Below are 14,184 nucleotides of genomic sequence, written 5' to 3'. Positions count from 1 at the left end.
GGACAGGTCGAACCGATACCCCGCCAACGCCACCAGCTCGGCGGCCACCGCGTCCTCGCAGCCGTCGGCAGGCAGCGACACCACCACCGGGCCGCCTCGCCGCCACATACCTTCGTGTGCGGGTAATACCCGCTGAGACGGCACCCCGTCGGCCTCGACGAACACCGTGCGCAACGACTCGTGCCGGGTGATCACGTCGTCCAGCGCCGCACCCAGCGCATCGACGTCCAGCGCACCGTTGATCCGGAAGGCGATCGGCATGTTGTAAGTGGCCGCACCGTCCTCGAATCGGTTGAGGAACCACAGACGTTGCTGAGCGTAGGACAGCGGGATGACGGCAGGTCTCTGCTGCGGAATAAGGGGTTCCCGCCCACCTGCACCGGCGTCGACCCGGGGTGCCAGTGTGGCGACGGTGGGAGCGTCGAACAGTGTCCGCACCGCCAGCTCGGTGTCCAGCGCCGTGTTCAATGCGGCGACGAGCCGCATCGCCGACAACGAATCGCCGCCCAGATCGAAGAACGAGTCGTCGACTCCGACCCGGTCCAAACCGAGCACCTCGGCGAAGATGCCGGCCAAGACTTCTTCGACAGCGGTTGCCGGCGCCCGGTAGTGAGATGTGCCGGCGTAATCCGGTGCCGGCAGCGCATGTTTGTCCAGTTTGCCATTTACCGTCAATGGCAACGCGTCGAGCACCACCACCGCGGCAGGGACCATGTACGCCGGCAGCCGCCGACCGAGCCTGGCTCTCAACTCAACAGGATCCACAGTCTTCGAACGGTTTTCGGTCACATAGCCGACCAGGCGTTTGTCCCCGGGGCGATCCTCGCGTGGTATCACCACCGCTTGGGCCACTCCCTCGATGCCGGCCAGAGCCGACTCGATTTCGCCGAGTTCGATGCGGTAACCCCGGATCTTGACCTGCTCATCAGCCCGCCCGCCATACCGCAACTGACCATCAACACCCCACGACACCAAATCCCCAGTGCGATACATCCGCGACCCAAAACCACCAAACGGACACGCCACAAACCGCGACGCCGTCAACCCCACCCGACGCACATAACCCACCCCAACCCCACGCCCAGCCACATACAACTCACCCACCACACCCACAGGCACCGGACGCAAAAACCGATCCAACACAAACAACGCCGCACCCGGCACCGGCAAACCAATCGGCACCACCGAACCACCAGCCCGCAACGGAGCACTCACCGTCGCATACACCGTCGTCTCCGTCGGACCGCAACCGTTGAGCATCACCCGCCCCGGCGCCCACCGATCCACCACCTCAACCGGACACGCCTCCGCAGCCACCATCAACGTCACCGCCTCCAGACCAGCCGGCGAAAGCATTCCCACCGCCGACGGAGTCTGACTCAGCACCGTCACATGCTCGTCCACCACCAGGCTGTGCAGCTCCTGCGGGGAACGCGTCACCTGCTCGGGCACCACCACCAACCGGCCACCATGCAACAACGCACCCCAGATCTCCCACACCGAATAATCAAAAGCCAACGACGAACACGCCGACCACACCTGCTCCGGCCCCAACCGCACACCCACATCCAACCCATCGAAAAGCCGCGTCACATTCCGATGCGTAACCGCCACACCCTTAGGCAACCCAGTCGTCCCAGAGGTATAGATCACGTACGCCACATCATCAGGCGCCGCACACGCCAACGGTGTCGACCGTTGGCCATCGATGCGAGGATCGTCGACGTCGATGACCATCACATCGCAGCCATCGAACCGCTCGGCCAACCCAGCCGTCGTGATCGCCACCAGCGGACCGCAATCCGCCAGCATGAACTGCAGCCGCTCCTTGGGATGAGCCGGATCGATCGGCAGATACGCGGCCCCGGTCTTGAGCACCGCCAAGATCGACACGATCGCCCGCGCGCAACGATGCAACAACAGCGCCACATAACCGCCCGGACCCACACCGTGGTCGATCAACAAACAGGCCAACCGATTCGACGCCTCATCCAACTCCCGATAAGTCCACGACCGCCCTTCGAACCTGACCGCCACCGCCTCCGGCGCCCGATCCACCTGCGCACCGAACAACTCCGGAATCGAAGCCCCGACAACAGGGCGCGTCAACACCTCACGACAACCGAAGACATCCAAACGAGCGGACTCGGCACCATCCACCACATCCACCGACGACACGGTCCGAGCCGGATCCGCAGTCATCGCCACCAACACCCGCCGCAACCGCTCGACCATGATTTCGATACTCGATGCGTCAAACACATCAGTACGGAACTCCACCAAACCGGTGATCCCGGCCGGGGCACCGGTATCGGAGAAGCGCTCGGCCAGTGCGAAGACCAAATCCATACGGGCGGTGCGGGTTTCCGTCGGCAAGAGCGAAGCTCGCGCGCCACCCAGCGTCGTCTCCGAAGCGGGGGCGCCGCCGAAGTTCTGCCAGGACAACATCACCTGGACCAACGGATGATGGGTCAGGCTACGTGTCGGGTTGAGCCGCTCCACCAGCACCTCGAACGGCACGTCCTGATTTTCCAGGGCAGCCAGGCCACGCTGACGCACCTGTCTCAGCACCTCGGCGACGGTCGGGTCCCCGCCCAGATCAACCCGCAGCACCAACGTGTTGACGAAGAAGCCCACCAACTCGTCGAGGGCCGGATCCTTGCGTCCTGCCGTCGCGATTCCCACCGGAACATCGGTACTGGCACTCAGTGCGGACATCAGCACCGCCAGCGCGGCCTGCACCACCATGAAGCTGGTCACGTTGTGTGCCCGTGCGGTCCGGGCCAAGGCTTGCTGCAGGTCGGCCGGCCAGTCCACGGATACACCGGCGCCCCGGTGATCGGCCACCTGCGGGTAGGGGCGATCCGTCGGCAGCGCCAAGACCTCGGGCAGATCGGCCAGGGCATCCTGCCAGTAAGCCACTTGGTTACTGAGCACACTGTTCGGGTCGGTTTCCGATCCGAGCCAATCTTGCTGCCACAGCGTGTAATCCGCGTACTGCACCGGCAGCGGGGCCCAGTCCGGCGATCGCCCGGCACAACGGTTGTCGTAGGCCTTACCCAGATCGGCCACGAACGGTGTGATCGACCAGCCGTCCGCGGCGATGTGGTGCACCACCGTGACGAGCACATGGTCGTCCTCGGATACCCGGAACAGCGTGGCCCGCAAGGGGATCTCATTGGTCAGGTCGAAGCAGTACTGCGCCGCTGCGCTCGCCGCCTCGTCGAGCCGCTCCGACGACCACGCAGCGGCATCGACGACGCGCCAACCGGGTTCGGCCTGTCCAGCAGGCACTATCACCTGCTGAGGCACTCCGTCGACCACCTCGAAGAGGGTGCGCAGGCTCTCATGACGGCCTACCACGTCCGCCAGCGATCGACCGAGCGCATCGGGATTCACCGGGCCCGTCAGCCGCAACGCCACGGACATGTTGTAAATCGGTGAGCGACCCTGCAGCTGTTCGAGGAACCACAACCGCTGTTGGGCATATGACAGCGGTATGACCGGCGGCCGCCGTTGCGGGGTCAGGCGCGCTCGGCCACCCGAACCGGCATCGATGCGGGGAGCCAACTGTGCCACCGAGGGTGAGTCGAACAATGTGCGCACCGACAGGTCTGCCTCAAGTGAGCTGTTGACCTCGGAGATAACCCGCATCGCGGACAGGGAATCGCCGCCCAGGTCGAAGAACGAGTCGCCGGTTCCGACCCGGTCCAGGCCGAGGACCTCGGCGTAGATGCCGACCAGGACCTCTTCGACCGCAGTCGCGGGCGCGCGATATCCGTCGCCGGTGTACTCGGGCTCGGGCAACGCCCTCTTGTCGAGTTTTCCGTTGACCGTCAATGGCAGCGCGTCCAAAGCCACCACCACCGACGGAACCATGTATGCCGGCAACCTTTCTGCCAGGGCATTGCGGGCCGACACCGGATCCGCGGTGCCGGTGAGGTAGCCGACGAGCCGCTTGTCCCCTGGTCGGTCCTCACGCACGACGACCACGGCTTGCCGCACCCCATCGAGCGCGGCCAGGACCGCCTGAACTTCGCCGAGTTCGATGCGATAGCCGCGAATCTTGACCTGCTCGTCGGCACGACCGGCGTACCGCAACTGCCCGTCGGCGCCCCACGACACCAGGTCACCGGTGCGATACATCCGAGCCCCGGGTGCTCCGAACGGGCATGCCACAAAACGTGATCCGGTCAGTCCGGACCGCCGCACATAGCCGATTCCCACACCTCGGCCGGCGACGTACAGCTCGCCCACCACCCCGGCCGGGACCTCGCGCAGCCACCGGTCGAGGACGAACAACGCCGCACCTGGCACCGGTCGACCGATCGGCACGACGGTCGCCTCACCTGCCGCGGCTGTCCGCAACGGAGCGCTGATGGTGGCATACACCGTGGTCTCGGTGGGACCGTAGCCGTTGATCATCACCCGGCCGGGCGACCACTGATCGACCACCTCCGCGGGGCACGGCTCAGCGGCGACCATCAGCCCAGTCACGGACTCCAGACCCGCCCGCGGCAACATCCCTACCGCGGAAGGGGTTTGGCTCAGCATGCTGATCCGTTCGCGGACCACCAATGCGTGCAGCTCGCCCGGCGACCGCGTCGTCTCGTCCGGTGCCACGACGAGACGACCGCCATGGAGCAGTGCCCCCCATATTTCCCACACCGAATAATCGAAGGCCAGTGACGCACACTGAGCCCACACCTGCTCCGGTCCCATCGCCACGCCGACATCCAGGCCGTCGAAGAGCCGCGTCACGTTCTGATGGGCGACCGCCACCCCCTTGGGCAACCCGGTCGTCCCCGACGTATAGATGATGTGGGCGATATCGTCGGGTGCCGGCACCGGCAACGGATCTGCGGACTGTTCCCCAACCTTTGGGTCGGCCAGATCCACGACAGGTACAGCAGTTCCGCCCAGTCGCTCGACTAGCCCGTCGGAGGCAACTGCCAGGATCGGGGTGGCATCGGCGAGCATGAACTCGATACGAGCGTCGGGCACAGCCGGATCGATCGGCAGGTAAGCCGCTCCGGTCTTCAGCACCGCCAGGATCGACACGATCGCCCGCACGGAACGTTCCAGCAGCAACGCCACACATTGGCCCGGGGAAGCACCCATGCCGATCAGGTGGTGTGCCAACCGATTCGACGCCTCGTCGAGTTCCCGATAGGACGTCGACCGGCCGGCGAAACTGACCGCGAGCGCATCAGGAGTCCGCGAGACCTGACGGGCGAACAACGCCGGGATCGAGTTTTCGGGCACCCGCCGCGTCAGTACCTCCCGATGCCCGAGCACGCTCAGGCGCATTCGCTCGGCGACGTCGAGCAGATCTACCGCCGACAGCCGGGCGGTGGAATCGGCGGTCATCGCGGTAAGCACCCGCTGTAGCCGATCCACCATGGTTTGAACGGTAGCCACGTCGAACACATCCGTCCGGTACTCGACCAGGCCGGCTATTCCGGTCGGCTCGCCGGCGTCGGTACTGTGTTCAGCCAGGGAGAACACTAAATCTGCTTTGGCCGTGTGTGTTTCGGCCTCCACCGGAGTTGCTTCCACGTCACCCAGGCTCAGCCCCGCCGCCGGTCCGCTGCTGTTCCACGGCAGGTTCTGCCAGGTCACCAGAACTTGGACGAGCGGGTGGTGGGTCAGTGACCGGATCGGGTTGAGCCGCTCCACCAACACCTCGAAAGGCACGTCCTGGTGCTCGAATGCGGCCAAGCTGCGTGCCCTTACCTGCGCCAGCAGCTCGCCTACGGTGGGGTCACCGGCCACATCGACCCGCAACACAAGGGTGTTGACGAAGAAGCCCACCAGCTCGTCGAGTGCCTGATCGCCCCGGCCTGCGGTGGCTATGCCCACCGCCACATCGCTACTGGCACTCAACTCCGCCAACAGCACGGCCAACGCGGCCTGCACCACCATGAAGCTCGTGGCGTTGTGCTCTCGGGCCACCTTGGCGACCTGCTGTTGTAGCTCCGCCGGCCACTCCACGGCCACACTGGCCCCGCGATAATCGGCGACCGCCGGATACGGCCGATCGGTGGGCAGCTCCAGCCGCTCGGGCAGGCCGGCCAGAGTCTGCTCCCAGTAACCCAGCTGCGCAGAGATCACGCTGTCGGGATCGGACACCGAGCCAAGCCAATCCTTTTGCCACAACGTGAAATCGGCATATTGCACCGGTAGCGGCAACCAGTCCGGCGCAAGTCCGGCGCTACGGCTGGCGTAGGCGGCCGCCAGGTCGGTCACCAATGGGGCGACGGACCACCCGTCGGCAGCGATGTGGTGCACCACTGCCGATAACACGTGTTCATCGTCGGCGACGCGGAACAGCGCCACTCGCAAAGGAATCTCCGTGGTCAGGTTGAACGTGTGGCGGGCGACGGCTCCCACCGCCTCATCCAGTCGGTCCGCCAGCCAGTCGCTGGCATCAACGACTTGCCAGCCGAAGTCGGCCCTCTCCGCCGGTACCAGGATCTGCCCCGGCACCCCGTCGCTGGCGACGAAAAGGGTACGCAAACTCTCCTGGCGGGCAACCACATCCGCCAGCGCCTGACCGAGTGCGCTGGAGTTCAGCTTCCCGCACAGCCGCAGGGCCACTGCCATGTTGTAGATCGGTGACGGCCCGTGCAGTTGTTCGAGGAACCAGAGCCGCTGCTGTCCGTAGGACAACGGTACCGTCGCCGGCCTGGGCCGCGCTGTCAACGCCGGTCGGGCCGCTTCGCCCTGATGACGATCCAGATAGTCGGCCAGGTCTCCGACCGCCGGCGAATCGAACAGACAACGCACCGGAACCTCACGGCCCAGGGCCGCTTGCAGCCGCGCGCACACCCGGATGGCGATCAGCGAATCGCCCCCGAGGGCGAAGAAGTCGTCGTCGAGGCCGGCCCGGCCGAGACCGAGCACCTCGGTGAACACCTCGGCTACCGTTTTCTCGGTCGGAGTCTGCGGAGCCCGGAACGATGTCGCGACGAAGTTCGGAGCAGGTAGCGCCCTGCGGTCGATCTTGCCGGAGGAGGTCAGAGGTAACTCATCGAGCACCACGATCTGAGTGGGCACCATGTACTCGGGCAAACGCTCAGCCAACCATTGCCGAACCTCGCTGACTTTTGCGTTGGTCTGCGGATCGTTGGCATATCCACCGTGCTGGCGCGCGTCGGTCGGCGCCAGGTAGAGGTCGGTCAACGCCGGCGCGGGGCCACCGGCCGCATCTGCGGTGAATACCGCATCCACTGTTCCGGGTTGCGCGCCCCAGGTGACGGCGGCCCGGTAGCCGGTCTCCTGGCCCAGTCGGTACAGCTGTTCGGGCGTCACACCGGCATCGGCAGCCACCGTGGCTTTCGCCTGGGCGACGGCCTCGGCCAACGGAAGCCCGGCGGCGAGGGCCTGCTCGATGATCACATCGGCAATCACCCCGGCCCGTGGGATCGCGCTGACCCGTACCAGCGGCGGGCGTTGTGCGGCCAAGTCAGCGCGCACACCGTCAAGTCCAGCGCATTCGGTCCACCACCAGGTGAGAGCCCGGGCAAGTGACCGCACCTGCGTCGGGCTCTTGTGGATGACGACGTCGTAGCGATAGCGAGTCAGCTCGTTGTCGGACTCGCCGCGTTTGACCTGGATGTCGATCCCACCCACCGCCGGGTGATCCGCTGCCCAAGTAGTGAAAAACTCCGGGGCAAGCAGCAATTCGTGCTCACCGAGTACCGCGTGCTGTACCCGCTGCCGAACCTCGCCCGTATCGGTGCTCCCGTTTGCGATGCGCGCCAGGGCGATACCAGTCTGGAATGCCGCCTGCAGGCTGTGGTTACGCACGTCGCCGAGGAACACCCGACCGCCGGGCGCCAGCAGCTCCACGGCTTTGTCAATGACCTCGGCCAGGTACTCCGCGCTGGGAAAGTACTGGATGACCGAGTTGACCACGATCGTGTCGAATCGGCCGGGCGGCAAACCATCGGTGACGTGAGCCGGCTGGGCCTGCAGGCGAACCCGCGCACCCCAGAGTTCCCCGGCCACCGCTGCTTTCAGTTTGGCGATGGTGGCTGCCGAGAAGTCCGTTCCCCAATACTCCTCGCACGCCGGGGCCACCTGGGAGAGCATCAGACCTGAGCCGACACCGATTTCGAGCACGTGTCGTGGTTGGAGCGCCAGGATTCGGTCTACCGCGGCCGAACGCCATTCCCGCATCTGCTCCAACGGAATCGGATCACCGGTGTAGCTGCTGTTCCAGCCTCGGAAATCACTTCCGTAATCGGGCGTTTCAAGATCCGCGTCGTAGAGCTCGTCGTAGATGTGTTGCCATTGATCGACGACTTCGGCCTCTCGGTGAGTGTTGTTGGCATGCTCCAAGGCGATATAACCGACCAGATGGTCGATTCCGAGCTCGTTGTGATGCACCGCGGCCGCCGCACGGTTGACCTGCGGGCAGGCCAGCAACGTGTTTTCGATCTCGCCGAGCTCCAGCCGCTGCCCCCGCAACTTGACCTGTGCATCGGCACGCCCCAGGTATTCCAGGGCGCCTGCTGCGTTCCAGCGCACCAGGTCGCCCGTGCGATACATCCGTTCGCCCGGCCTGCCGAACGGGTTGGCCACGAATCGGTCCGCCGTAAGGTCTGGCCGCCCCACATATCCGCGTGCCAGCACCGGACCGGACAGGTACAACTCGCCCACCACCCCCACGGGCGCCGGGTGCAGCCGCGCGTCGAGCACCAGAGCGCAGGTACCGGCGATCGGAGCACCGATGCGGACCGGCTGCCCCGCCTCCAGCACGCTCGAGGTGGCCCAGATCGAAACCTCGGTGGGGCCGTAGGCGTTGTACATCGACCGCCCTGGTGCCCACGCACCGACCAACTCCGGCGGACAGGCTTCTCCCCCGGTAACCAGCGTCTCGAGTCCCTCGATCTTGGTGCGGTCCAGGGTTGCCAGCACTGTCGGGGTGATCAGGGCTGCGCTGACCCGGCGTTGCTGTATCAGTTCCACGAGCGCCGCGCCGGCATACGAGTCTCGCGGTGCCACAACGAGCGCCGCCCTTGACGCGACCGCCCAAAGCCATTCGAACACCGAGGCGTCGAATGTCGGCGCGGCCACCATCAGCACCCGACCATCGGGCCCGACGCCGAATATGTCGCGATGAGCCGCCGCCACGCCATGCAGGCCGGCATGGGTGACCACGACCCCCTTAGGGGTGCCGGTTGACCCGGACGTGAAGATCGCATATGCGGCGCCAGCAGATGCCAAGGGCGACAGTCGATCCTGATCGGTGACGGGCCCATTTCCGTACCCGGACACGTCCAGGGTGTCGAGGCGGAGCACAGGACGCCCCACGACGCCGGGCACGGTGCCGGAACCGCAGGTCAGTACACACACCGCTTCGACCGTGTCCACGACTGTGGCGATGCGCTCGGAAGGATTGGTTCGGTCCACCGGCACGTACACCCCGCCGGCCTTCAGTACCGCCCACCACGCCGTCACCAACTCAACGGACCGATCTATCGCCACAGCGACGGCACGCTCCGGTCCCACTCCCGCCTCGATCAATCTGCGCGCCAACCGGTTGGAGGCCTCGTCCAGCTCGCCGTATGAGAGCTGCCGCGGTCCATCGATGACTGCCACGGAATCCGCGTCGGCAGCCACCGCCGCAGCCAGCAGTTGGTCGGTCAATCCGGCCGGCGCCTGGGCTGCCGCGCCAGACCACTTGTGCAACAACAGTTCCCGCTCGTCCTGGTCGAGCAGGCTGACCTCGCCGACCACGACCGACGGGTCGGTCACCACTGCTTCGATGACCCGTCCCAACCGGTTCACCAAGCGCTCGACGCTGGACCGCTCGAACAGATCCGTGGCATAGGTCAGCACCCCGGTAGCCATCGACTCACCGTCGCCAGGGACCTCCCGGATATCGAAATCCAGGTCGAACTTGGCCGTGCGGGTGAACACCGACTCCTGTTCGACCTGCATCCCGTCGAGCGAGACTGTCGGCATCACGTTGTTCTGGAACACCAGAGCTATCTGAAACAACGGATGATGCGAGGTCGACCGCGCCGGATTGAGCTGCTCCACCAACAACTCGAAGGGCACATCCTGATTGGCGTAGGCATCCAGTGCCTTCTGCTTCACGTTGGCCAGCACCTCGCTGAACCGCAACGCAGGGCTCACCGGCACCCGCAGTACCCAGGTGTTGACGAAAAAGCCCACCAGATCATCGAGCGCTTTGTCGGTTCGTCCTGCGATCGGAGTGCCCAGACAGACATCGCCACCGACACCTTCGCGGTGCAGGGCGACCGCGAGCGCGGCCTGCAGGATTATCGATGTCGTGGCGTGCTGCTGCGCAGCCACCGTCTTGAGCCGGGCCCAGGTCTGCGAACCGATGGAAAACTCGACAGCATCGCCGCGGTAGCTCGGCACAGGTGGTCGCGGCCGATCGGTCGGTAGCGACACCACCTCGGGCAGGTCCGCCAGTTCCTGGCGCCAATAGCCCAACTGCCCAGCGATCACGCTGGTGGGGTCGGACACATCTCCCAGCCGTCTCTGCTGCCACAACGTGTAATCGGCGTACTGCACAGGCAGCGGCAACCAGTCGGGAGTGCGCCCCGAGCTGCGGGATGCATAGGCCACGCCCACGTCGCGCACCATGGGGGCCAGCGACCAACCGTCGAAAGCAATGTGGTGTACCACTATTCCCAGTACGTACTGCTGCGGGGCCAACTCATAGATCTGAGCCCGGACCGGAATCTCGGTCGACAGGTCGAACTGGTAGCCCGCCAGTTCCATCAGCCCATCGGCCACGTCATTTCCCGGTCCCGACGCCGATCGCATCACCGGCGAACCGGCACGACGCCACATCCCGGGCTCGGCCGTCAGCACCTTCTGATACGGCACCCCATCGACCTCGACGAACACCGTGCGCAACGATTCGTGCCGCAGGATCACGTCGTCCAGCGCCGCAGACAAGGCCGTGACGTCCAGCGCACCGTTGATCCGGAACGCCGTCGGCATGTTGTAGGTCGCCACCCCGCCCTCGAACCGGTTCAGGAACCACAGCCGCTGCTGGGCGAACGACAACGGGATCAGATCCGGTCGCTCTTCGCGCACCAGCGGCGCCCGGGCGCCCGAACCCGCAACGATCCGGGACGCCAACTCCGCGACGGTCGGCGCATCGAACAAAGACCGGACGGCCAGGTCGGTGTCCAAAGTCGTGTTGGCGTCGGCGATTACCCGCATCGCCGATAGAGAATCGCCACCCAGGTCGAAAAAAGAGTCGTCCACCCCGACGCGGTCCAGGCCGAGAACGTCGGCATAGATACTCGCCAAGGTCTCCTCGGCAGGAGTCGTCGGTGCCCGGTAGTGATCGAAATCGACGTATTCAGGAGCCGGCAGCGCCCGCTTGTCGAGCTTCCCGTTGACCGTCAAGGGCAACGCCCCGAGCACCACCACCGCGGCAGGCACCATATAACTCGGCAACTGCTCCACCAGTGCCGTTCGGGCGCCGACCGGGTCCACCGCACCGGCGGCGGCTTCGGTGACGTAGCCGACCAGACGTTTGTCGCCCGGGCGATCCTCCCGGGCGACAACGACCGCCTGCTCCACCCCGTCCAGGCTTGCCAGTGCGGTTTGTATCTCGCCGAGTTCGATCCGATAGCCGCGAATCTTGACCTGTTCGTCCGCGCGGCCCGAGTACCGCAACTGCCCGTCGGCTCCCCAGGACACCAAGTCCCCGGTGCGATACATGCGCCGGCCCGGAGTACCGAACGGGCAGGCTACGAATCTGGAGGCGGTCAACGAGCCTCGCCGCCAATAGCCGACACCGACATTTCGGCCGGCCACATACAACTCGCCCACCACTCCGGTCGGAACCGGCCGTAACCACTGATCGAGAACGAACAGCGCCGCACCGGGCAACGGCGAACCAATCGGGGGGACCCCTGTTCCGGCGGCCAGCGGTGCGCTCAGCGCCACCCACATAGTGGCCTCCGTCGGACCGTACTGGTTGATCATCACCCGGCCAGGAGCCCAGCGATCCACCACGTCGGCCGGGCAGGGTTCGCCACCGACCAACAGGGCAACCGAATCCAGGCCGACCGGCGACAACGCGGCAACAGCGGTAGGCGTCAGCCCCAGCACATTCACCTGTTCGTCGACCAGTAACGCATGGAAGTCCTGCGGCGAGCGGGCGGTCTCCTCCGGCACCACCACCAACCGGGCACCGGTCAGAAGCGCATTGAAGATCTCCCAGCCCGAGATGTCGAAGCTATAGGAGTGCCATTGCGACCACACCTGACCGGATGGCTCCAGATGCGAATCGAGGGAGCCGATCAGTTGGGTGACGTTGCCATGGCAGATGGCCACGCCCTTCGGCACACCTGTGGTTCCCGAGGTGTATATGAGGTAGGCGATATCGTCGGGGGCCGGGCCCGGCAGGGCATGGTGCGGGTAGGCGTCGACGCCGGGATCGTCGACGTCGACAAGTGTCAGCGCGTATCCGGTCAGGCGGTCGGCCAGGTCAGCAGTGCTCACCACCGCCACGGGATCGGCATCGGCGAACATGAAATCCACCCGGGCCTGGGGATGGGCCGGATCGATCGGGAGATACGCCGCTCCGGTTTTGAGCACTGCCAAGATCGAAACAAGTGCCTGAGCACACCTGTTGAACAACAGCGCCACGCAGCGCCCGGGGCCGGCACCGTTGTCAACGAGTAGATGCGCCAACCGGTTCGACGCTTCATCCAACTCGCGGTATGTCATGCTCCGGCCATCGCAACTGATCGCCACCGTTTCAGGCGCACGCTCGACCTGAGCCGCGAACATCGCCGGAATCGAAACCGCGGCCAGCGGCTGGGACAGCATTCCGTGATTGCCGACCTCGAACAGCAGACCACGTTCGGCGTCTTCCAACACCGCCACCGACAGCAGCGGCCTCGACCGGTCAGCTGTCATCGCCAGCATCACCTGGTGCAACCGGTCCGCCAGCTCTCCGGCTTCAAGGCCTGACAACGGGTGCCCGTTGCCTGCGGTGTTGACGAAAACCTGCTCTCCCGTGCTCGAGAAGAAAAGCCCGAAGCCACCGACCACGCCGGCGCCGGCCAACGACGCTGTCGCCGTTGCACCACCGAAATCCAAGGCGAAGCTGGAAGGAAGGAAATTGACACTGACCCGGTTGGCGAATTGGCCTGCCGTACGCGAGTTGAGCTTGCGTTCGAGCGCCTGGACCGGGAACCGTTGGTGTTCAACGGCTTCACGGATCCGGCGGTCGACATATCCGCAGAATTCGGCCACCGACATGGCCGGTGCGGTCTGAAGCACCAGAGGCACCACGCCCGCCAGCATCGCGGGCAGGGTCTTCGTGTCGGGTCCGACGCGACGGCTGACCGGGAAGTCCAACACCACCTCAGCGCCTTCAGATTGCCAGCCGCGCACCAGTAACGCGCAGGCCGCGGTGAGGACGGAGGACCGGGGGATCTTGAGCGACGAGGCCAAGGCGTCCACCCGGCGCAGCACATCGCTATCCAATTCGACTGGGGCAGAGGGTAGATAAGACTGCGCTTCACCTTCGTCGGGAAGCCAGCGATACTGCGGCTCGCTTTCTGGAGGTAGGTTCTCGGTCCAATACGCGCGATCCCGCCGGTAGTCCTCCGAAGCCTCGTAGTCCGACTCGCAGGCGATCAGGTCCGACAGCGACCCGAACAGCGACGGTGGAATCGGTGACCCGGACATCACCGCGGAGTAGACCGAGGCCAGCCGTTGGCCCACCATCGCAATACCGGCTCCGTCGAGCACGATGTGATGGCAGCACCCGATCAGGAAGAACTCGTCGGCCCGGGTTTGGAACAACGCGAACCTGAACAACGGCCCAGTCAGTGACATCGGCGCCCGCTGGATCGACACCGCGAGTGCACGCGCCTCGCGCACCGGATCCGATGCGGAGCGCAGATCGTAAAAGTCCGGATCGGCGTCGGGATAGTCGATCAGCCTCTGGAACACCTGGCCGCCGGCCGCGAAGAAACCGGCCCTGAGCGGTTCGGCCTCCTTGAGCACTCGGCGGATCGCCCAGCCAAGGGCGTCACGGTCTACGGTTCCCGAGATCCTGACGAACAGTCCGAGCTGCCACTCGGCGCCCGATTCCGCCAGATCATGCGCCAGCCATATGTCGAGCTGAGCGCGGGTTACCGGCAGCGACTGTTGATCAAGCTGCAT

Annotated in this window: 1 protein-coding gene (cut by a window edge); it reads right to left on the bottom strand. The window is 65.5% G+C overall.

Annotation, left to right across the window (positions count from 1 at the left end):
- Positions 1–14,184, bottom strand: partial view of a non-ribosomal peptide synthase/polyketide synthase gene (locus tag K6L26_RS05695; RefSeq protein WP_221852855.1) — the 5' portion only. 5,376 nt of this gene lie to the left of the window's left edge; only the first 14,184 of its 19,560 coding nucleotides appear in the window; it begins with the start codon at positions 14,182–14,184; its stop codon lies beyond the left edge, outside the window.

The sequence above is a fragment of the Mycobacterium farcinogenes genome (genome assembly GCF_019739075.1).
In the GTDB taxonomy this organism is placed as follows: domain Bacteria; phylum Actinomycetota; class Actinomycetes; order Mycobacteriales; family Mycobacteriaceae; genus Mycobacterium; species Mycobacterium senegalense.
The sequence above is the reverse complement of the archived record's forward strand: the minus strand, read 5'-3'. Positions and strand labels throughout refer to the sequence as shown.